20 protein-coding genes are annotated in these 20,418 nt (G+C 69.6%); 12 read left to right on the top strand and 8 right to left on the bottom strand.

Translation table 11 applies throughout. The annotated features are described in order from the left end of the window. Window positions 1–43: 43 nt before the first annotated feature. The 6 genes from FHU38_RS12850 to FHU38_RS12825 all read left to right on the top strand — a co-directional run bounded on the left by FHU38_RS12850 (window position 44) and on the right by FHU38_RS12825 (window position 5,947). Complete coding sequence (locus FHU38_RS12850) at window positions 44–970, top strand: LysR family transcriptional regulator (protein ID WP_009154411.1); 927 nt, start codon at window positions 44–46, stop codon at window positions 968–970. Between the two features lie 91 nt (window positions 971–1,061). Beyond that, the gene (locus FHU38_RS12845) at window positions 1,062–2,345 is read left to right on the top strand and encodes a glutamate-cysteine ligase family protein (RefSeq protein WP_167170716.1); all 1,284 of its coding nucleotides are present in this window, start codon (window positions 1,062–1,064) and stop codon (window positions 2,343–2,345) included. A 5-nt stretch (window positions 2,346–2,350) separates the two neighbouring features. Beyond that, the gene (gene egtB / locus FHU38_RS12840; protein WP_167170713.1) at window positions 2,351–3,706 is read left to right on the top strand and encodes an ergothioneine biosynthesis protein EgtB; all 1,356 of its coding nucleotides are present in this window, start codon (window positions 2,351–2,353) and stop codon (window positions 3,704–3,706) included. 1 nt (window position 3,707) lies between these two features. After that, the gene (gene egtC, locus FHU38_RS12835; protein ID WP_167170710.1) at window positions 3,708–4,475 is read left to right on the top strand and encodes an ergothioneine biosynthesis protein EgtC; all 768 of its coding nucleotides are present in this window, start codon (window positions 3,708–3,710) and stop codon (window positions 4,473–4,475) included. Beyond that, the gene (egtD, locus tag FHU38_RS12830) at window positions 4,472–5,458 is read left to right on the top strand and encodes an L-histidine N(alpha)-methyltransferase (RefSeq protein WP_167170707.1); all 987 of its coding nucleotides are present in this window, start codon (window positions 4,472–4,474) and stop codon (window positions 5,456–5,458) included. Before egtC ends, egtD begins: the two co-directional genes overlap by 4 nt. Before the next feature lie 12 nt (window positions 5,459–5,470). After that, complete coding sequence (locus FHU38_RS12825) at window positions 5,471–5,947, top strand: nitroreductase family deazaflavin-dependent oxidoreductase (protein WP_167170704.1); 477 nt, start codon at window positions 5,471–5,473, stop codon at window positions 5,945–5,947. 23 nt (window positions 5,948–5,970) lie between these two features. Here the strand turns inward: FHU38_RS12825 and FHU38_RS12820 are convergent, their stop codons facing one another. The 4 genes from FHU38_RS12820 to FHU38_RS12805 form a co-directional block, all read right to left on the bottom strand. Next, complete coding sequence (locus tag FHU38_RS12820) at window positions 5,971–6,684, bottom strand: sulfite exporter TauE/SafE family protein (RefSeq protein ID WP_167170701.1); 714 nt, start codon at window positions 6,682–6,684, stop codon at window positions 5,971–5,973. Between the two features lie 68 nt (window positions 6,685–6,752). Beyond that, window positions 6,753–9,557 carry an aconitate hydratase gene (locus tag FHU38_RS12815; protein ID WP_167170699.1) on the bottom strand — a complete coding sequence of 935 codons (2,805 nt, stop codon included), beginning with the start codon at window positions 9,555–9,557 and terminating at the stop codon, window positions 6,753–6,755. A gap of 206 nt (window positions 9,558–9,763) precedes the next feature. Then, complete coding sequence (locus tag FHU38_RS12810; protein WP_167170696.1) at window positions 9,764–11,230, bottom strand: flagellar basal body protein FliL; 1,467 nt, start codon at window positions 11,228–11,230, stop codon at window positions 9,764–9,766. Window positions 11,231–11,232: 2 nt separating this feature from the next. Then, entirely contained in the window at window positions 11,233–11,718 is a 486-nt protein-coding gene (locus FHU38_RS12805) for a hypothetical protein (protein WP_167170693.1), read from the bottom strand. Between the two features lie 141 nt (window positions 11,719–11,859). On the opposite strand from FHU38_RS12805, the gene FHU38_RS12800 reads away from it, so the two are divergent. The 5 genes from FHU38_RS12800 to FHU38_RS12780 all read left to right on the top strand — a co-directional run bounded on the left by FHU38_RS12800 (window position 11,860) and on the right by FHU38_RS12780 (window position 17,063). Next, a complete protein-coding gene (locus FHU38_RS12800) occupies window positions 11,860–13,269 on the top strand; it encodes an NlpC/P60 family protein (protein WP_243852246.1) in 1,410 nt (469 codons plus the stop codon). A 124-nt stretch (window positions 13,270–13,393) separates the two neighbouring features. Continuing rightward, window positions 13,394–13,972, top strand: coding sequence for a molybdenum cofactor guanylyltransferase (gene mobA, locus FHU38_RS12795; protein WP_449314277.1), 579 nt, complete (start codon window positions 13,394–13,396; stop codon window positions 13,970–13,972). 123 nt (window positions 13,973–14,095) lie between these two features. Beyond that, window positions 14,096–15,127: an AAA family ATPase gene (locus FHU38_RS12790; protein WP_167170686.1), complete on the top strand. Its 1,032-nt coding sequence runs from the start codon at window positions 14,096–14,098 to the stop codon at window positions 15,125–15,127. 8 nt (window positions 15,128–15,135) lie between these two features. Beyond that, window positions 15,136–16,086 carry a DUF58 domain-containing protein gene (locus FHU38_RS12785; protein WP_167170683.1) on the top strand — a complete coding sequence of 317 codons (951 nt, stop codon included), beginning with the start codon at window positions 15,136–15,138 and terminating at the stop codon, window positions 16,084–16,086. After that, complete coding sequence (locus tag FHU38_RS12780; RefSeq protein WP_167170680.1) at window positions 16,083–17,063, top strand: VWA domain-containing protein; 981 nt, start codon at window positions 16,083–16,085, stop codon at window positions 17,061–17,063. The genes FHU38_RS12785 and FHU38_RS12780 overlap by 4 nt, the downstream gene beginning before the upstream one ends. Window positions 17,064–17,082: 19 nt before the next feature. Here the strand turns inward: FHU38_RS12780 and FHU38_RS12775 are convergent, their stop codons facing one another. The 4 genes from FHU38_RS12775 to FHU38_RS12760 all read right to left on the bottom strand — a co-directional run bounded on the left by FHU38_RS12775 (window position 17,083) and on the right by FHU38_RS12760 (window position 19,414). Further along, on the bottom strand, window positions 17,083–17,550 hold the full coding sequence (locus FHU38_RS12775; protein ID WP_167176022.1) for a tRNA (cytidine(34)-2'-O)-methyltransferase: 468 nt from the start codon (window positions 17,548–17,550) through the stop codon (window positions 17,083–17,085). 51 nt (window positions 17,551–17,601) lie between these two features. Then, complete coding sequence (locus FHU38_RS12770) at window positions 17,602–18,030, bottom strand: acyl-CoA thioesterase (protein WP_167170677.1); 429 nt, start codon at window positions 18,028–18,030, stop codon at window positions 17,602–17,604. A 64-nt stretch (window positions 18,031–18,094) separates the two neighbouring features. Further along, window positions 18,095–18,544: a pyridoxamine 5'-phosphate oxidase family protein gene (locus tag FHU38_RS12765; RefSeq protein ID WP_167170674.1), complete on the bottom strand. Its 450-nt coding sequence runs from the start codon at window positions 18,542–18,544 to the stop codon at window positions 18,095–18,097. 42 nt (window positions 18,545–18,586) lie between these two features. Next, window positions 18,587–19,414, bottom strand: coding sequence for an SAM-dependent methyltransferase (locus tag FHU38_RS12760; protein ID WP_167170671.1), 828 nt, complete (start codon window positions 19,412–19,414; stop codon window positions 18,587–18,589). A gap of 295 nt (window positions 19,415–19,709) precedes the next feature. Between FHU38_RS12760 and fabG the strand changes: the two genes are divergently transcribed. After that, window positions 19,710–20,414 (top strand): beta-ketoacyl-ACP reductase, encoded by a 705-nt coding sequence (fabG, locus tag FHU38_RS12755; protein ID WP_167170668.1) that lies wholly within the window; start codon window positions 19,710–19,712, stop codon window positions 20,412–20,414. Window positions 20,415–20,418: the final 4 nt, after the last annotated feature.

Genomic DNA, 20,418 nt, shown 5'->3' with positions numbered 1-20,418 from the left:
CGTCCAGTTAAGGATCATGCACGGTTGCGTTTAGGGTTGGTGCATGGACCTGTCGGTTCATCGCCTTCGCATGCTCAGGGAGCTGCACCGCCGGGGCACCGTCACGGCGGCCGCCGCCGCGTTGCACTACACCGCCTCCGCCGTCTCGCAACAACTCGCGCAGTTGGAGCGCGATGTCGGCGCGAAACTGTTCGAGCGGCTTGGCCGCCGGGTGCAGCTGACCGAACTGGGCCTGCTGCTCACCGCGCACGCCGAAGAGATCCTCGGTGCCGTCGAGCGGGCGACGCTGGCGCTGGAGGAGGCACAGGAGAGCGTGTCGGTTCGGTTGACGGCGGGGGTCTGGGCCTCCGTGGCATCAGGTCTGCTGCCCACCGCGCTCAACTCGCTGGCGGCCGAACACCCCGGCATCGAGGTGCGAACGAGGGAACTGGCTCCCGAGGAGACCGCCGACGCGGTGCGAGACGGCTCGCTGGACTTCTCGTTCGTGCTCGACTACACCGACGTTCCGACGCCGTGGGACAACGGGCTGGAGCGCGCGGCGGTGGCCGTGGAACGGCTCTACGCGGCCGTGCCGGCCGCGACGGTGCCGACCAGCGCGGTGACCCTGCTCGAACTGGCCGACCAGCCGTGGATTCTTGCCAGCCCCCGCAGCCACTTCGGAAGGGCCGTCCGGGTCGCCTGCCAGCGCAGCGGTTTCGAGCCCACCATCAACCACGAGGTCGAGGAGCAGTCCACGGCGATGGCGATGGTCAGCGCGGGACTGGGTATCACACTGGTGTCCGATCTGGGGCTGACACTGCGACCGCCGGGGGTGGACATCGTGACGTTGACGACCCCGGTGATGCGCACGGTCTCGGTGGCCTACCGCCGTACCGCCGCGCGCCGACCCGCGCTGCAACTGGTCATTCACGCGGTGCGCGCGGCCGCGGCCGAACTGGGGCTCGGCGCGTCGGAGACGGTTCCCGGCTGAGATCGCTCGATCGGTCGCGACTTGTCGTACCCCGCGTGTAGCGTCCGAAAATAAGGGAGCGGACTCCGTCGAACGCCCGGGGGTGGATGTGATGACAGCGGTTCGTGACAGGCTTTCCTACCCGGACGGAGCAGCCGTGGATCGTGCGGCCGTGACCGCGGAGGACATCGCCGCGCGGGTGGTGTCCAGCCGCGCGGAGGGCGAAGCGTACGTCGCTTCGGTGTGCTTCAAGCACGGCCCGCCCCGGTTACTCGGCGTCGAGATCGAGTACACCGTCCACGACGCCCACGACCCGGCTCAACCGCTGCGACCCGATCGTCTCGCCGACGCGCTCGGCCCCCACACTCCTCGGACACTGCGGCCCGGTAGCGAGGCAGCGCCCCTGCCGGGCGGGTCCACACTCACTCTCGAACCCGGTTGCCAGGTGGAGATCTCCACGGCGCCGCAGGAATCGCTTCGCGCGCTCGCGACCGTCGCCAGTACCGATCTGTGCTATGTCACCGACCTGCTCGCGCTGTCCGGGCTGCGGCTGGGAACGCAGGGCATCGATCCGGTGCGCGGTCCGCAGCGGCTGCTGCCCACCGAGCGGTACGCCGCGATGGAACGCCGGTTCGCCCCGATGGGACCGGGCGGCCTCACGATGATGTGCAGCACCGCCGCGTTGCAGGTGTGTGTCGACATCGGAGAACGGTCACAGGCGGCCGCGAGGTGGGCCGCCGCGCACGCGCTGGGGCCGGTGCTGCTGTCACTGTTCGCCAACTCGCGAAGACATGCCGGTCGCGACACCGGAATGGCTTCGGCGCGCTGGCAGGCCGTCATGGACACCGAGAACGCACGTACCTACGCGCAGGGGCCGGTGGACGATCCCGCGCAGGCGTGGGCGCGGCGGGTACTCGACACGCCGCTGATGGTTCTGCCCAGAAAGGACGGACCGTGGGACGCGCCCGCGGGCCTCACCTTCGCCGACTGGATCGAGGCGAGGGGACCCGCGGCCGTGCTCGCTCCGCCCACCTTCGCCGACCTCGACTACCACCTCACCACGCTGTTCACCCCGGTGCGCCCGCACGGATACCTCGAGATCCGCTACCTCGACGCGCAACCGCCCGGCACCTGGCTGCATCCGGTGGCGCTGCTTTCCGCGCTGCTGGAAAGCGATTCCACTGTGGACAAGGTGTTTGAGATCTGTGAACCGGTCGCGGACAAGTGGTCCGACGCCGCACGGCACGGGCTGGCCGACCGCGCCATCTCGACCGCCGCCTTCGCGGTGGCCGACGTCGGTTGTTCCGCGCTGTCCACAGCAGACCTTCCTGCCGACACCATCGCCGCCATCGCCAACGACGTCGCACGCCGACTACGGCGCCGAGGAGGGAACTGATCGACATGACCACGGCACACACCGAGTCGCCCAACCCGCTGCTGGAGCTGAGCCCGCGGGACCTGCGTTCGCACACCGCGAGGACCCTTGACAGCGCGCGCCGACGCAGCCGGGCGCTGACCGACGCCGTCGACGACGAGGACCTGGTGCGCCAGCACTCCAAACTGATGTCGCCCCTGGTGTGGGACCTGGCGCACATCGGAAGCCAGGAGGAGATCTGGCTCGTGCGTGACGTCGGCGGCCGCGAGCCGCTGCGGCCCGACATCGACGACCTCTACGACGCTTTCCAACATCCGAGGGCGCAGCGCCCGCAGTTGCCGCTGCTGGGGCCGGCACAGGCACGCGCCTACGTCACCGAGGTCCGGCAGAAGGCGTTCGACGTGCTGGAACAGGCTCCGCTCGAAGGCCGCAGGCTCACCGAGGCCGCCTTCGCGTTCGGGATGATCGTCCAGCACGAGCAGCAACACGACGAGACCATGCTCGCCACCCACCAGTTACGCGAAGGGGAACCGGTGCTGCACGCACCGCAGCCACCGCCACGCACGGTCGGTGACCTGCCGGGCGAGGTCGTCGTGCCCGCCGGGTCGTTCCTGATGGGAACGTCGCTGGAGCCGTGGGCACTGGACAACGAACGGCCCGCGCACGAGACGTGGGTCGACGCGTTCGCGATCGATACCTTTCCGGTCACCAACGGCCAGTTCGCCCGGTTCATCGAGGCGGGCGGTTACCAGGAGCCGCGGTGGTGGAGCGAGCAGGGGTGGGCCTACCGCCACGAGCACGGCATCACCGCCCCCAGGTTCTGGCGCGCGCAGCCCGACGGCTGGTGGCGCACCCGGTTCGGCGTGTACGAGCGCGTGCCCGCCGACGAACCGGTGGTGCATGTGTCCTTCCACGAGGCCCAGGCCTACGCGGCGTGGGCGGGCAAGCGGCTGCCGACCGAGGCGGAGTGGGAGAAGGCGGCCCGCTACGACCCGGCGACGTCGCGCTCGCTGCGTTACCCGTGGGGCGATGCCGAGCCGGACGCCGACCACGCCAACCTCGGCCAGCGGCACCTGCGCCCCGCCGTGGTGGGTGCCTATCCACGCGGGGCATCCCCGCTCGGCGTGCACCAACTCATCGGCGACGTCTGGGAGTGGACCAGCAGCGATTTCCTGCCCTACCCGGGTTTCGTGGCGTTCCCCTACCGCGAGTACTCCGAGGTGTTCTTCGGTCCGGACTACAAGGTGCTGCGTGGTGGATCGTTCGGCACCGACCCGGTCGCGATCAGGGGGACGTTTCGAAACTGGGACTTCCCCATCCGCAGGCAGATCTTCGCCGGGTTCCGCTGCGCGAGGGACCTGCGTTCCGACGAGAGGCCCTGACGTGTGCCGACACCTGGGCTACCTCGGTGTGCCGTCCTCGCCGGCGTGGCCGATGTTCGACGCGCCCCACTCGCTGCTGGTGCAGTCCTACGCTCCCAAGGACATGCGCGCGGGTGGCACCGTCAACGCCGACGGGTTCGGGCTCGGCTGGTTCGCCGACGACGGCGGCCCCACCCACTACCGAAGGCCGCTGCCGTTGTGGGCGGACGAGGCCCTTCCCAGGCTGGCGAGCACCGTGCGCTCGCCGTCGTTCCTCGCCGCCGCGCGCTCGTCGACCCCGGGAATGCCCGTCTGCGAGGGGGCGTGCGCGCCGTTCTCGGCCGAGGCAGGACTGTTCAGCCACAACGGAGTCGTGCGTGGCTGGCCGGAATCGGTCGCGGGGCTCGCGGAGAAACTGCCGGTCGCCGACCTGCTGCGGCTGCAGGCCCCTACCGACTCGGCACTGCTGTGGGCACTGCTGTGCGACCGGCTGCGTGGCGGTACCGACCCGGTTGCCGCGGTGACGGAACTCGTCCTCGAGGTGGAGCACGCCGCGCCGGGCTCGCGGCTCAACCTCCTGTTCACCGACGCGGACCTGCTCGTCGCCACCGCGTGGACACACGCGTTGTCGGTACGGACCTGGCCCGACAGTGTGCTGATCGCATCGGAACCGGTAGACGACGACCCCACGTGGCAGCCCGTGCCCGACCGGCACGTGGTTGTCGCACGGCGTGGCACACCCGGTGAGGTGGAGCTGCGTCCCATCGAGACAGAACGGAGACAGGCGTGAGCCAGCGGCAACTCGACGTGCGAGGCAGCACCGAGGACGTCACCGAAGCCCTGCGGGAGGACGTGCGGGAGGGGCTCTCGGCGAGGCAGAAATGGCTGCCCTCGAAATGGTTCTACGACGCCAGAGGCAGCGAGCTGTTCGAACGCATCACCGAGTTACCCGAGTACTACCCGACGCGGTCGGAGCGGGAGGTGCTCGCGCGCGAGGCGGCCGCCATCGCCTCCGCCACCTCGGCCCGAACGCTGGTGGAACTGGGATCGGGCTCCAGTGAGAAGACCAGGCTGCTGCTCGACGGGCTGCGCGAGCACGGCACCCTGAGCGAGTTCGTCCCACTGGACGTGTCGGCCTCGGCGCTGTCGGAGGCCGCCGACGCCATCGCAGGGGACTACGCCGGCCTCGTGGTGCACGGCGTCGTCGGCGACTTCACCGAGCACCTGGGACTGCTGCCGGGTGAGCAACCTCGGCTGGTCGCCTTCCTCGGCGGCACGATCGGCAACCTGGCCCCTGCCGACCGCGCGAAGTTCCTGCGCTCGGTGCGCGACGTACTGTCCGAAGGGGAGTGGCTGCTGCTGGGCACCGATCTGGTCAAGGACGCCGGCACGCTCGTGCGCGCCTACGACGACGCGGCAGGGGTGACCGCCGAGTTCAACCGCAACGTGTTGCGCGTGCTCAACACCAGACTCGGTGCCGACTTCGATCCGGCCGCGTTCGACCACGTCAGCTACTGGGACGAGGACAACGAGTGGATCGAGATGCGGCTGCGGGCGCGCGCCCGGACGCGGGTGCGGATTCCGGGGGCGAACCTGGAGGTCACCTTCGCCGAGGGTGAGCACGTGCGCACCGAGATCTCGGCGAAGTTCCGGCGGGAAGGCGTGCGTGCCGAGCTGGCGGAGGCCGGGTTCGAGCTGTCGCACTGGTGGACCGACCAACAAGGCCGGTTCGGTGTTTCGCTGGCTCGTGCGGGGGCCGACGACGGCTCGTGATCGAATAGCGGCATGCGCAACCCGTTGCCGATGCTTGCCCGCGCGCTGGGGACCCGACCGTGGCTGATGCGGCTCGCGGGCGGCATCGTGTGGGCTGACTCCCGGTTGCACCGGCTGTCGAAAGGCAGGGTCAGTCTGGTCGCGATCGCGGGCCTGCCGTCGCTGCGGCTGACCACCCTCGGCCGCAAAAGCGGGCTGCCACGCAGCAGGAATCTGCTTTACTACCCGCACGGTGACGAGTACGTGGTCACCGGCTCCAACTGGGGTCGCCGCCGGGCCCCGGACTGGGCGTTCAACCTGCGTGCTCATCCGGATGCGACCGTGTCGGTGCGTGGCGGGCAGACGCGGGTGTGGGCGCGCGAGCTGAAGGGCGAGGAGTACGAACAGATGTGGCGGCGGCTGGTGCGGTTCTGGCCGGGCTACGCCATGGAGGCTCGGGAAGCGGGCCGGGAACTGCCCGTGTTCGTGCTCGCCCCGCGCGAGCACTGAGGTCGCGGCCCGGGAGCTCCGCGTCAGCCCAGCAGGCTGCGCGCGATGAGGGTCGTGGCGCTTCCAGCGGCCACGACCAGCACGGCACCGCGAATCCGGCCGCCGTCGAGGATTCTGCGCGCGGGCCCGGACAGCAGGAATCCGCCGAGCAGGAACGGCAACAGCCACAGCACCATCCGCAACTGTTCCGGCCTGAGCTGTCCGCCGATGCCGAGCCCTGCGATGGAGATCGCCGAGCCGATCACGAAGCTGGCCGCCATCGTGGAGCGGATCCGCGGTCCGGGTTCGTGCTGGTACAGCAAGGCCAGCGGGGGACCGCCGATGGACGCGGCCGTGCCGAAGGTGCCGCTGGCGATACCCGCGACGAGCAGCGAGCCCGGCGTGGGGCGCGGCCGCCATGACAGGACGGAAAGCACCACGCACACCAGCACCGACACTCCCACGATCGCCGCGAAGGGACGTTGCGCGACGGTGGCCACGGCCACCACACCGAGCACGGTGCCTGGAACGCGGCCCAGCATCGCCCACCACACGCCACGCCAGTCGGTGTCGGTGTGTTCCCGCAGCACCGCGAGCACGGCGTGCGCGCTGGCGACCAGCAGCAGCGGCACCGGCACGAACGCCGGCTCCAGCAACGCCAGCAGCGGCGCCGCGATGAGGTTCATACCGAATCCCACCGCGCCCTGCACCAGCGCGCCGAGGAATACCACGACGCCCGCGAGCACCACCACCGACATGCGTTTCCCCGCTGATCGCACACGACCCCGGCACCGGGCCTCGGCGCCGGGGTCGCGAGTTGGACGTGTCAGGCCGTCATCTTGCGCAACACGTACTGCAGGATGCCACCGTTGCGGTAGTAGTCGGCCTCACCCGGGGTGTCGATGCGGACCACGGCGTCGAACTCCACCTTGGCGCCGTCGCTCTTGGTCGCGGTGACGTGCACGGTACGGGGTGCCTCGCCGGAGTTCAGCGCGGTGATGCCGGAGATGTCGAAGGTCTCGGTTCCGTCCAGACCGAGCGACTTGGCGGACTCACCGTCGGGGAACTGCAGCGGGATCACGCCCATGCCGATCAGATTCGACCGGTGGATGCGCTCGAACGACTCGGCGATCACGGCACGAACACCGAGCAGGCTGGTGCCCTTGGCCGCCCAGTCCCGCGAGGAGCCCGAGCCGTACTCCTTGCCGCCGAGCACTACCAGCGGGATGCCCGCGGCGGCGTAGTTCTGCGCGGCGTCGTAGATGAACGCCTGCGGTCCGCCCTCCTGCGTGAAGTCGCGGGTGTAGCCGCCCTGCACGTCGTCGAGCAACTGGTTGCGCAGCCGGATGTTGGCGAACGTGCCCCTGATCATCACCTCGTGGTTGCCTCGGCGGGAGCCGTAGGAGTTGAAGTCCTTGCGCTCGATGCCGTGCTCGGTGAGGTAGCGACCGGCGGGGGAGTCCTGCTTGATGGCGCCCGCGGGGGAGATGTGGTCGGTGGTAACCGAGTCACCCAGCTTGGCGAGTACCCGGGCGCCCTGGATGTCGGTCACCGGAGCCGGTTCCCGCGTCATGCCCTCGAAGTACGGCGGCTTGCGAACGTAGGTGGACTCGGGGTCCCAGGTGAACGTCTTGCCCTCCGGAGTGGGCAGTGACTTCCAGCGCTGCCCGCCCTCGAAGACGTTCGCGTAGTCCTTGCTGAACATCTCCTGGGTGATCGCCGAGTCGATCGTGGACTGGATTTCCTTGGGGGAAGGCCAGATGTCGCGCAGGTACACGTCATTGCCCTGCGGGTCCTGGCCGAGCGGCTGGGTCTCGAAGTCGAAGTCCATCGTGCCGGCCAGCGCGTAGGCGATCACCAGCGGCGGCGAGGCGAGGTAGTTCATCTTGACGTCGGGGTTGATCCGGCCCTCGAAGTTGCGGTTACCGGAAAGCACCGACACCACCGTCAGGTCGTGCTCGTTCACCACGGCGGAGATCTCCTCCGGCAGCGGCCCCGAGTTCCCGATGCAGGTGGTGCAGCCGTAACCGACCAGGTGGTAGCCCAGCTTCTCCAGGTAGGGCCACAGCCCGGCCTTCTCGTAGTAGTCGGTGACGACCTGCGAGCCCGGCGCCATCGACGTCTTCACCCACGGCTTGACCGTGAGGCCCCTCTCGACCGCGTTGCGGGCCAGCAGTGCTGCGCCCAGCATGACCGACGGGTTGGACGTGTTGGTGCAGGAGGTGATGGAGGCGATCACCACGGCACCGTGGTCGAGCACGAACTCTCCTCGGTCGGGCATGCTGACCTTCACCGGCTTGCTCGGCCTGCCAGAGGAGCCGTCCGCGGCGGAGTGCACGTCCACCGCTGTCTCGTCCGCGAACGACAGCGAAGGCGAGTCGCTGGCGGGGAAGGACTCCTCGGATGCCTCGTCGAGCTTGGTGTGCGGGACGGGGTAGTTCTCCTCGACGTAGTCGTGCAGCGACTTGCGGAACGAGGGCTTCGCGTCGGTGAGCTCGATGCGGTCCTGCGGGCGCTTTGGACCCGCGATCGACGGCACCACTGTTGAAAGGTCCAGTTCGAGGTACTCGGAGTACTCCGGCTCGCGCTCGGGGTCGTGCCACAGTCCCTGTTCCTTGGCATAGGCCTCCACCAGCGCCAACTGCTCGGGGGAGCGGCCGGTCAGCTTCAGGTAGCGCAACGTCTCGTCGTCGATGGGGAAGATCGCGGCGGTGGAGCCGAACTCGGGGCTCATGTTGCCGATGGTGGCGCGGTTGGCCAGCGGCACCGCGCCGACGCCGTCGCCGTAGAACTCGACGAACTTGCCGACGACCCCGTGCCTGCGCAGCATCTCGGTGATGGTGAGCACCACGTCGGTGGCGGTAGCACCGGAGGGGATCTCGCCGGTGAGCTTGAAACCAACCACCTTCGGGATCAGCATCGACACCGGCTGGCCGAGCATCGCGGCTTCGGCCTCGATGCCGCCGACGCCCCAGCCCAGCACGCCGAGCCCGTTGACCATGGTGGTGTGGGAGTCGGTGCCCACGCAGGTGTCCGGGTAGGCCTGCCCGTTGCGGGCCATCACGGTGCGCGCCAGGTACTCGATGTTGACCTGGTGCACGATGCCGGTACCCGGCGGAACGACCTTGAACTCCTCGAACGCGTTCTGGCCCCAGCGCAGGAACTGGTAGCGCTCGCGGTTGCGCTCGTACTCGATCTCGACGTTGCGCTCGAAGGCGTCCGGCCTGCCGAACACGTCGATGATCACCGAGTGGTCGATGACGAGTTCGGCAGGCGCCAGCGGGTTCACCTTGTTCGGGTCGCCGCCCAGCTCGCTCACCGCTTCCCGCATCGTGGCGAGGTCAACCACGCAGGGCACGCCGGTGAAGTCCTGCATCACCACGCGGGCCGGGGTGAACTGGATCTCGGTCGACGGTTCGGCACTGGGGTCCCAGTTGCCGAGTGCGCGGATGTGCTCTGCGGTGATGTTGGCGCCGTCCTCGGTGCGCAGCAGGTTCTCGAGCAGGATCTTCAGGCTGTAGGGCAGGCGTTGCGCGCCCTCGACCTTGTTCAGGCGGAACACCTCGTAGGAGGCGTCCCCGACCTTCAGCGTGTCCCGAGCTCCGAAGCTGTCCTTGCTGGCTGCAGTCACGTCTCACTCCATGGCGGCGGTTGTCCGGGTCAGCAGGTCGAGTCTCGCGCACCCCCATCGTGCCCGCAGGAGGTGGGCTCACCGGCGCCCTGCTACCTAAAACAGTACGCTTGTCCTTTTTTGGGTTCAAGTCGGGGTAGGCCAAGGGCCCGGCACCCCGCCGAGGCAGGCGGGAGACCGGGCCCTCACGACCACCGCGGAGCGGGCTAGTTACCGGCTTCGATCATCGCCTTGAGGTCCTGCGGCTGCATGCTGCGCAGGAACGACATGCCCAGCTCCTGGAACGTGCGCAACGGGCTGACGTAGTGCTTGCCGTCGACCTCGGTGGTCACCACGCCGAGACCCTGCTCGAACACGCCGCCCATGAGGTTGGTCAGCGCTTCCTGCAGCGCGGGTGGCATGGGCCCGTCGGCTTCGGCGGCGATCATCGCCCCGACCTGGTCCCCGCAGAGCTCCTCGCGGAATCCCGGGCTCTCCAGCTGGTAGCAACCGCCGTTCTTGGTGACCGAGGCCGTGCCCTCGCCCGGTGCCCGTAGTTCGACGGAGGTGATCGTGGTGCGGGTGCCACCGTCGACGTCACTGGTCTCGGTCCGCAGCTGGGTGACCTCGACGCCGGTGGGCTCCGCCTCGTCGGCCGCCGAGGAAACCAGCACCGGGCCCACGTCGTGCAGCACGGCCATCTCGTCGGGCGGCAGCAGTTCGATCATCCGGTTGAGGTCGGCGTCCAGCGCCGCCTGCACGAGTTGCTGGACCGCGGCGTTGGCGGAGTCGGCGCCGCGGTGCGGGATCGACTCCTGTGGCCACGACTCACCATTGGCGAGCAACCCCAGGTCCGCCACCGTGTACAGCAGGCTCGGGTACCAGCCGCCGTCGTCTTGCACCGTGGCGATCCGCAGTGGTTCGCCTGCCTCACGCACGAGTTGTGCGATGTCGAGCGTGTGATGCTCCGGCTCGCGCGACAGACCGGCGCCGGATTGGGCGGTCAGCGCGTCCAGGAACTCCTGGGCGATGGGCATCCGGCCGGGGTCGATATCGACGGTGATCTTGCCGCCGGTGAGCTTGGTGATGGCGAGGTGGTCGTTGATCCGCTCCGGCTCGGCGAACCGCAGGTTCTCGGTCTTGATCTCGATGCCCTGGAAGTTCTCCAGATCCAGATCCTGGGTCAGCACGCCGAGCCGCTGGTACTCCTCGGCGGACTGCCTTGTGGCGTCCACCAACAGCGAGGCCTCGGCCGGAGCCAGCGTGCTCAGCACCCCGACGAGGTCTCTACTGCCGAGCGCGTTCGCGAGGTTGGTCGCGGCCTCGTTCGGGCTCGTCGCACCGGCGGCCACCGACTCGCCCCTGCTGAGCGCGAACCACGTCGCGCCACCACCCACGGCGAGCACCAGCAGCACGACCAGCGTGATGACCAGGCCGCGCCTGCTCTTGCCCTGTCCCGGCGGCGCAGGGTAGCCGGCGGGCTGGGTGTACTGCGCGGTGTGGCCGTACTGCCCCTGGTAGGGCTGCTGCGGCGCGGTGGGAGGGTACTGCTGGTAACCGCCAGGCTGGTCCTGTTGCTGCGGCTGCGGGAACGGCTGCTGCGGATACTGCTGCGGGTTCTGCTGAGGCCACTGCTGCTGGTTCTGCTGCGGATATTGTTGCGGCCACTGATCCCCTTGGCCTGGACTGGTCACGCTCACACACCTGCTCTTCCGGTTTCCGCGCAGCGCCGGTCGCGTTTCCCCCAGTAGGAGACGAGCACCCCCACAGCGCTGAGCATCGCGGTCGTCATCCCTGTAGTGGTCGTGGCGGGGCCGGTCGCCGTTACCGAGACCGCTCCCGCCGAACCGGCAGCTTGGACGATCGCGACCACTGAAACGGTTCCCACGAGTGTGGCCAGCGGCAGCGTGGTGACCGCCGCCACGCGGAGGAGTCCCAGCGCGAACAGCGCCACGCACACCGCGGACAGCGACGGCACGCCGATCCAGGCACGTAGCAGCAGGCCCAGCAGTGGGTTGTCCACCAACGCAAGGGAGTCGGCGAAGGCCGCCGCCTGATAGCTGTCGCGTTCCACACCGCCGGAGGAGAACCACGGCAGGAACGTGCCGACGGAGGCGACGAGGAGTCCCACCACGCACGTGCCCGCGAAGACGCGGGTGGGCATCACGAACCGCCTCGCCATACCACGCCCCCTGCTCGCCATGCGCCAGCACGGATCATCCCGCACTAGGCGGATCGGGGGAGCTGTGGTCCCCCTTGTCAGCGAATTGTGGCGCAAGAGGCGGCCGTTCCTGCTGGTGTGATTGGTGCCGATGTGGTCCGAATGGCACAGTCAGTGCTGGTCCGAATGCAGGAGGTGGATGCTGTGCCGCACGGGTCGTACGAATCGCGCGGCAGCGGCGTGCGCCACAACGCGCCACCCCGGGCGGGTTCGGCCCCGACGTCACCCGCCGTGGTCCGTCGCGGCATGGTCACGGGCGCGCTGGCGGCGGCGGTCCTGCTCGGCGTGACCGGGACCGGGCTCGCGGTGCCACCGCCCCCTCCCAACCCCAGCGACTCCGAGCTGGAAGACAGCAGGCGTGTGGCCGACCAGCGCGCAGGGGAGGTCGGCAGGCTTTCCGGTGAGCTGGCGCGGGTGCAGGCGCGGCTGGCCCAGTTGCGCGACGAGGTCGCGCTGAAGCTGGAGGAGGCCAACAGGGCGCTGGTCGACCTGAGCCAGGCGCGCTCCGCCGCCGAATCAGCGGAGCGGGACGCCGCCGCCGCGAGAGCCGAGGCGGACGCGGCCGCGGCCGCCATCGAGCGGGCCAGGAAGGACTTCGACCGGTTCGTCGCGGGCAGCTACCAGCAGGGCAGCACCATCGGCTCCATCGGAGCCTATCTCGGCTCGGACACCCCGAAGGACCTGCTGGACAGGGCGCAACTGCTGGAAGCGGTCGGCGGCAGCCAACTCGACGCACTGCGGGGGCTTCGCAAGGCCCGCATAGAGAAGGCCAACAGCGACGCCGCCGCCCGCGCCGCGCTGCGGCTGGCGCGGCAGCGCAGAGCCGAGGCGGAACAGGCCAAGGTCGCCGCCGACGAGGCACGGGCCGCGGCCGTGGCGGCGCAGCGCGGCCAGGCCGCGCGCACCGCCGAGGTCGAGGCCGAGAAGCAGCAGGTGGAACAGCGGCTGTTCGCGGCGCAGCGCCGCGTGCACGGGCTGGAAGGCCAGCGTGAGCGCTACGAGGAGTGGCTCGCGCGCAAGCGCCGCGAAGAGGAGCAGCAGTTGGCGCAGGTGGCCGCAGGCGGGGTCGCGCCCGTGAGCCATGCGACCTCCTCGGCCACCGTCGAGGACGTCATCGCACGGGCCATGTCGCAACTGGGCGTCCCCTACGCCTGGGGTGGGGGCAACGCGTCGGGACCCACCTACGGCATCCGGGACGGCGGTGTCGCCGACAGCTACGGCGACTACAACAAGGTCGGTTTCGACTGCTCCGGCCTGATGATCTACGCCTTCGCCGATGTGGAGTCGCTCCCGCACTACAGCGGCTACCAGTACAACGCGGGACGCAGGGTGCCGCTGTCGCAGGCGAGAAGAGGCGACATGCTGTTCTGGGGCCCGAGCCGTATCCATCATGTCGCGCTGTACCTGGGTGACGGGCGGATGATCGAGGCTCCGTACTCCGGCTCGCACGTGCGCATCGCCCCGGTGCGCTACGGCGGCATCATGCCCTACGCCGTGCGCCTGGTCGACTGAGGGCCGGGTGCCGCGCGCGGGTGCCGTGCGCGTTCGGCGTGGCGTTGGACTAGGTTTTGAAGGCGTGTCCTTCGAGCCGACAGCGCGTACCGAGCCTCACGCACGGCCTCCCACGCTCGCCGGTGTGATCCTGGCGGGAGGCGCCGCTCGCAGGCTCGGCGGTGTCGACAAGCCCATGCTCGCCCCGCAAGGGCCGCCGTTGCTGTACCGGGCCGTGGCCGCGGTGGCCGGTGCCGATCCCGTCGTGGTCGTCGGCCCACGGCGGGAGGGTCTGCCCGGGGTGCGGTGGGTCAGGGAGGACCCTCCCGGCGGCGGTCCGGTGGCGGCGCTGGCCGCGGGCCTTGCGCTGGTGGACACCGAACTGGTCGCCGTGCTCGCCGCCGATCTGCCGGGCATCTCCACCGCCACGGTGGAACGCCTCGTCGCCGCGGTCGGCGGCACGGCAGGCACGTCGAGCACAGCGGGCACAGCGGGCGCAGCTGCCACCGACGGCGCCGACGGCGCCGTGCTGGTGGACGCCGACGGCCGCAGACAGTGGCTCATCGGGGTGTGGCGCGTGGCGCGGCTGCGCGCCGTGCTGCCCGCCGGGCCCGAGGGCGCGGCGCTGCGGTCCACGCTGGGGCGGTTGTCCATTGTGGAGGTCGTCGCCCGGCAGGGGGAAGCCGACGACGTGGACACACCCGCCGACCTGGAACGCAGGTAGAGCTTCACAGCCGTCACACCGCCGAACGGGTTTGCTGGGGGATACGGTCGCGATCAGCCGTGCCCGCGGGGGCGGGTACGGTCACGGGAGTAGCGCAGATTGGTCGCCAGCGAGGAGGTAGGTGTGACCGAGCCCGGCACCCCGGCGCGGGACGCCCAGTTGCTTGAACGCACCGTGTTCGAGGTCAAGCGCGTCATCGTCGGGCAGGACAGGCTCGTGGAGCGCATGCTGGTCGGCCTGCTGTCCAAGGGGCACCTGCTGCTGGAAGGTGTGCCCGGTGTCGCGAAGACACTGGCGGTGGAGACGTTCGCTCGCGTGGTGGGTGGCACGTTCTCCCGCGTGCAGTTCACCCCCGACCTCGTGCCGGCCGACATCGTGGGCACCCGGATCTACCGGCAGGCCAGCGAGAAGTTCGACGTGGAGCTGGGCCCGGTCGTGGCGAACTTCGTGCTGGCCGACGAGATCAACCGCGCGCCCGCGAAGGTGCAGTCGGCGATGCTGGAGATCATGGCCGAGCGGCACGTGTCCATCGGGGGTGAGACCTTCCCGATGCCCGACCCGTTCCTCGTGCTCGCCACCCAGAACCCGATCGAGAACGAGGGCGTGTACCCGTTGCCGGAGGCCCAGCGTGACAGGTTCCTCTTCAAGATCGTTGTGGAGTACCCGACGGCGGAGGAGGAGCGCGAGATCGTCTACCGGATGGGGGTGACCCCGCCGGAGCCCAACGAGGTGCTCAGCCCGGCCGAACTCGTGCGGCTGCAGCAGGTGGCCTCGCAGGTGTTCGTCCACCATGCGCTGGTGGACTACGTCGTGCGGCTGGTGCTGGCCACCCGAACCCCCGGCGAGCATGGGCTGACCGATGTGGCGGGCTGGGTGTCCTACGGCGCTTCGCCGCGTGCGAGCCTCGGCATCATCGCCGCCGCCCGCGCACTGGCGCTGGTGCGCGGCCGCGACTACGTGCTGCCGCAGGATGTGGTCGACGTGGTTCCCGACGTGTTGCGGCATCGGCTGGTGCTGTCCTACGACGCGCTGGCCGACGGAGTGCCGCTGGACCACATCATCAACCGCATCCTGCAGACGGTGCCGTTGCCGCAGGTCTCGGCTCGGCCGCAGGCACCGGGTCAGCCTGTCGCGGCAGGTGTGCCCGGCAGGTAGCGGGCGTCATGACTGAACCGAACGACATTCGCGGCGGCAGGCCCGCATGGGCCCCTCCTGTTCTGCGTGGTGAACGGTTGGAGGCCGGGCTGCGCACGCTGGAGTTGGACGTGCGGCGCAGGCTGGACGGCCTGTTGCAGGGCAACCACCTCGGCCTGGTGCAGGGTCCCGGCTCGGAGCCGGGTGAGGCGCGCCCCTACCAGCCGGGGGACGACGTGCGCAGGATGGACTGGGCGGTCACCGCACGCACCACCACACCGCACATCAGGGAGACCGTCGCGGACAGGGAACTGGAGACCTGGGTGGTCGCGGACCTTTCGCCGAGCCTGGACTTCGGTAGCGCCGTGTGCGAGAAGCGCGATCTGGTCGTGTGCGCCGTCGCCGCGGTCGCGCACCTGACCGGCGGCGGCGGGAACCGGATCGGGGCGCTCATCTCCAACGGCGACACCACGGTGCGTGTCCCGCCGAGGGGCGGGCTCGGCCACGCGCGCAACTTGGTGCGCAGGGTGGCTCAAACCCCACGCGCGGCGGAAGGCACCCGGGGTGACCTGGCGCGGCTGGTCGATCAGTTACGGCGCCCGCCTCGCAGGCGCGGACTGGTCGTGGTGGTGTCGGACTTCCTCGGGCCCACCACTTGGGAGCGGCCGCTGCGGGCACTGTCGGCGCGGCACGACCTGGTAGCCGTCGAGCTGCTCGACCCCCGTGACGTCGACCTGCCCGATGTCGGCACCATCGTGCTCGCCGACCCCGAGACCGGCAGGCAGCGGGAGGTCAACGCCTCCGCGTTGCTGCGCAAGGAGTTCGCCGCGGCGGCCCACACCCACCGCGACGAGGTGGCCAGGGCCGTGCGGCAGGCGGGGGCGGGCCACCTGGTGCTGCGCACGGACTCGGACTGGATCGCCGATCTGGTGCGATTCGCGGTGGCTCGCAAACGCGGTTGGTCGGGGGCCGCGTCGTGAGTATCACCGGATTCAACTCGCCGTGGTGGTTCCTGCTGCTGCTGGTGGTCGCCGCGGTGGTCGCGGGCTACGTGCTGGCCATGCGCGCCCGGCGCAGGCGGACCATGCGGTTCGCCAACCTCGAGTTGCTGGAGCGGGTGGCGCCACGCGGGCAGGGCTGGAGCAAGCACGTGCCCGCCGCGTTGCTGATCGTGTCGCTGCTCCTGCTCACCTTCGCCCTCGCGGGCCCCACGGCCGAGCAGAAGGTGCCGCGTAACCGTGCCACGGTGATGCTCGTGGTGGACGTGTCGCTGTCGATGGAGGCCACCGACGTCGAGCCGACCCGGCTGAAGGCCGCGCAGGAAGCGGCGCGGTCGTTCGCGCAGGGGCTCACGCCGGGGGTGAACCTCGGCCTCATCTCGTTCGCGGGCACGGCGACGGTGCTCGTCGCACCCACCACCGAGCGGCAGGGCGTGGTACGTGCCATCGACAACCTGAAACTCGCTCAGTCCACCGCCACCGGTGAGGGGATCTTCGCGGCGGTCCAATCCATCGACAGCTTCTCCGCGGTGGTGGGCGGCGCCGACGGCCCACCGCCCGCCAGGATCGTGCTGATGACCGACGGCAAGCAGACCGTGCCGCAGGACGAGTACGCGCCGAGGGGCGCGTTCACCGCGGCGGGAGTCGCCAAGCAGAAGCAGATCCCGGTCAGCACCATCTCGTTCGGAACATCGCACGGCACGGTGGAGATCGAGGGCAAGCAGGTACCCGTTGAGGTTGACGACGCCTCGATGCGCGAGATCGCCCGGCTTTCCGGCGGCGATTTCTACAAGGCCGCCTCCGCCGAGGAACTCAAGCGCGTGTACGAGAGCCTGGGCGAGCAGATCGGCTACGAGACCAAGGACGTCGACGCCAGCAAACCATGGGTGGTGCTGGGCACCATCGTGCTCATCGGCGCCGCGGGCAGTTCGCTTTTCCTCGGCCAGCGACTTCCCTGAGCTGCCGACCGCGCCTTGCTCAGCCGCAGGCACCTCGGAAGTCGTGCTGGCGCCACGCCTCGTACACCGCGATCGAGGCGGCGTTGGTGATGTTGAGCGACCGGGAGGACGGCAGCATCGGCACCCGCAGCAGCTCCGTCACGGCCGGGTCGTGCTGTACCTCCTCGGGCAGCCCGACCGATTCCGGACCGAACAGCAGCACGTCACCCTCGGCGTAGGCGACGTCGGTGTGCCTGTGGGTGGCCCTGGCGGTGAACGCGTACACCCGTGCGGGCGCGAGCAGCCGCAGCGCCGTCGCCAGGTCGCGGTGAACGCGGACGTGCGCGAGGTCGTGGTAGTCCAGACCCGCGCGCCGCAGGTACCTGTCCGCCATGGAGAAGCCAAGCGGCTCGATCAGGTGCAACTCACACCCGGTGTTGGCCGCCAACCGGATCGCGTTGCCGGTGTTGGGCGGGATCTCGGGCCGGTAGAACACGATGCGGAACACGGTACCGATCTTTCCCAAAGCGGGACCTGACGGCGCGGCGGGGTCGCGCCGTCAGCTGTCGCCCCGTGCCGACAGCAGCGCCGTGCGCACCCGCTCAGGCGGCACGGTCGGCCGATGATCGGCTGTGCCCACCCACACGTAGCGGTTGCTGCCCTCGACGACGAGTTCGTCGCCGCGCTCGATGCGGATGCCGAGCACCATCGAGGTGTTGCCGACGTGGTCGACGGTCAGTGCCACGGCCAGTTCGTCCTCGAAACGGCACGGCCTGAGGTAGCGCAGGTTCGACTCGGCGACGACCATGTCGATTCCCTGCTCGATCAGGTTGGTGTGGGAGCCGAACAGGACCTTGCAGAACTCGAAGGAGGCCATGTCGACGTAGGCGAGGTAGTGGGCGTTGAACACGATGCCCTGCTGGTCACACTCGTGGTAACGGACCCTGAGGGGCATGCGGACAACGGGCTGCCGCTGCTGTTTCGCCATGCGGCGCAGATTACGACAGCGCCGCGCGTCGCCCGGCGGCGAGACCGGCTGCGGTGCCGGGGGCTCAGGCAGGTGGAGCGGCCAACTCCCTGCCGGGCAGCCAGCCCTCGCCGATATCGGTCACCCGCCAGCGGGAAACGTTGAGGTCTACGGCCTCCACCGGCGCGGCTTCGATCAACGCCTTGATCTGCGGTTCCTTGCGCAGCAGCGCGGCGATGGTCTCCTCCTTGCCCTCGGCGTCGCGCACCTTTGCCGTGGCCCGGCCCTGCAGGAACGGCTGGAACGGGCCGGACGGCGCGATCACCACGGCCACCGACGGGTTGGCGTTGATGTTGCGCAGCGTGGTGCCGCCTGCCTCGAGCACCAGGGTCAGCGTGAACGGGTCGAGTTCGGCGTAGAAGGCACCGGCGTTCCAGACGTCGTCGGCCGAGGTGGCCAGGAACATCGAGCTGTTCTCGCCGAGCACGCGAACCAGCTTGTCACGCGTCTGCTCGTCGGCCTGGGTGAGCTGCATGAGATGTGTTCTCCGAATCGTGGGGCCGAGTGTGGGTAACGGTTACGGTTTGCGGCCGACGCCGCCGAGGATCAGGTGTTCCTCGGGCCACGGCTCGCGCAGCGCGGGGCCGGTCGGCCACCACCGGTCGAGCTCCACCAGGCCGGGCGGCAGCAGCTCCAGGTCGCCGAACAGTTCCGCGATGCGTTCGCGGCTGCGCCACCACCCCGAGCCCAGGCCCAGCTTGGTGAGCATGTGCTCCTGTTTGCGTGCCTGCTCGTGCAGCGCAGGGTCCTCGTCGCAGGGGTCCCAGAAATGTGTCAGCGCGACATGCGAGCCGGGCGCCAGCGCGTCGATGTAGGCACGCATGATGCCCGCCGGGTCGCCCTCGTCTGGCACGTGGTGCAGGGTGCCGCACTGCATGAGCACCACGGGACGGTCGAAGTCGAGGAAGCCGTTGATCCGGGGATCGGCAAGCAACTCGGCCGGCTTGGTGAGGTCACCCTCGACGAACCGCGTTTCCTCGTTCTCCTCCAGCAGTGCCCTCCCGTGGGCGCTGCAGACGGGGTCGATGTCGACATAGACGACGCGGGCCTCCGGGTTGCTGTGCTGGGCCACCTGGTGGGTGTTCTCCGCGGTGGGCAGCCCGCTGCCCAGATCAAGGAACTGATCGATGCCGATGTCCTTGGCGAGATACCGCACCACCCGCACCAGCCAGCGCCGGTTCATCTTGCTGACCTCGCTCTGGTGCGGGGCCACGTCCAGCAGTCTCTGGTAGGCCTGCCGGTCGACCTCGTAGTTGTCCTTGCCGCCAAGACTCGCGTCGTAGACGCGCGCGATGCTCGGCTTGCTCGTGTCGAGCCATGCCGACGGCGGATGTGTTTCGGACACCGGCGATCCTCCTCGTTACCTCTCGCGCCGGTTTGGGCGGCGAGGCCGATCACCGCCGTTTCGCCACCCGTCAAGGGTGGCCAAGATAGCGCATGCTGTCGTCAGTTGGTCACGAGGAGTGTAGTGATCCACATCGCGTTTTGGTACCACCTTTGGGGCTGCCGAGCGCGGTGAAGCCGTGTCGAGGACAACTGACAGTTACCGAGGGGTAGGTCGTGGCGCCCGCGACGTCGCGAAGGCCAACGGATAACCTCACCGCGTCAGCAACAGCAGCGGCGGCGCTAGGAGTGCTCACGTGGGACGGTCCGTTCTTGTCACCGGCGGCAATCGCGGCATCGGGTTGGCGATCGCGAGGGAACTCGCGGCCGCCGGGCACGCCGTCGCGGTGACCCACCGTGGCTCGGGCGCACCCGAGGGGCTGTTCGGTGTGCAGGCCGACGTGACCGACACCGAGCAGATCGACGCCGCGTTCAAGCAGGTCGAAGAACACCAGGGTCCGGTGGAGGTGCTGGTGTCCAACGCAGGGATCACCGATGACACGCTGCTGATGCGCATGAGTGAGGATCAGTTCACGCGGGTTGTCGACGCCAACCTCACCGGCGCCTACCGCGTGGCCAAGCGCGCCTCCCGCGGCATGCTGCGGGCCAAGTGGGGCCGGTTCGTATTCATCTCCTCCGTCATCGGCCTCAGTGGTGGCGCCGGGCAGGTCAACTACGCGGCCAGCAAGGCGGGACTGGTCGGGCTGGCCCGCTCGCTCACCCGCGAACTCGGCTCGCGGGGCATCACGGCGAACGTCGTGGCACCCGGGTTCATCGTCACCGACATGACGGGCAAACTCACCGAGCAGCAACGCGAGGCGGCGCTCGCGCAGATCCCCGCGGGCCGCTACGGCGAGGCCGCCGACGTCGCCCGCGCGGTGCGCTTCCTGGCCTCCGACGAGGCCGACTACATCAACGGCGCGGTGCTGCCCGTGGACGGTGGCCTCGGCATGGGCCACTGACGAC

The sequence above is a fragment of the Saccharomonospora amisosensis genome, from assembly GCF_011761185.1.
In the GTDB taxonomy this organism is placed as follows: Bacteria; Actinomycetota; Actinomycetes; order Mycobacteriales; family Pseudonocardiaceae; genus Saccharomonospora_A; species Saccharomonospora_A amisosensis.
The sequence above is the reverse complement of the archived record's forward strand: the minus strand, read 5'-3'. Positions and strand labels throughout refer to the sequence as shown.

Bases quoted from the DNA above. Each gene is read 5' to 3' on its own strand.
- FHU38_RS12785 (WP_167170683.1), top strand. From the start codon at position 15,136: ATGACTGAACCGAACGACATTCGCGGCGGCAGGCCCGCATGGGCCCCT.
- egtB (WP_167170713.1), top strand. From the start codon at position 2,351: ATGACCACGGCACACACCGAGTCGCCCAACCCGCTGCTGGAGCTGAGC.
- FHU38_RS12770 (WP_167170677.1), bottom strand. From the start codon at position 18,030: ATGGCGAAACAGCAGCGGCAGCCCGTTGTCCGCATGCCCCTCAGGGTC.
- FHU38_RS12765 (WP_167170674.1), bottom strand. From the start codon at position 18,544: ATGCAGCTCACCCAGGCCGACGAGCAGACGCGTGACAAGCTGGTTCGC.
- FHU38_RS12800 (WP_243852246.1), top strand. From the start codon at position 11,860: ATGGCACAGTCAGTGCTGGTCCGAATGCAGGAGGTGGATGCTGTGCCG.
- FHU38_RS12820 (WP_167170701.1), bottom strand. From the start codon at position 6,684: ATGTCGGTGGTGGTGCTCGCGGGCGTCGTGGTATTCCTCGGCGCGCTG.
- FHU38_RS12850 (WP_009154411.1), top strand. From the start codon at position 44: ATGGACCTGTCGGTTCATCGCCTTCGCATGCTCAGGGAGCTGCACCGC.
- FHU38_RS12845 (WP_167170716.1), top strand. From the start codon at position 1,062: ATGACAGCGGTTCGTGACAGGCTTTCCTACCCGGACGGAGCAGCCGTG.
- FHU38_RS12825 (WP_167170704.1), top strand. From the start codon at position 5,471: ATGCGCAACCCGTTGCCGATGCTTGCCCGCGCGCTGGGGACCCGACCG.
- FHU38_RS12805 (WP_167170693.1), bottom strand. From the start codon at position 11,718: ATGGCGAGGCGGTTCGTGATGCCCACCCGCGTCTTCGCGGGCACGTGC.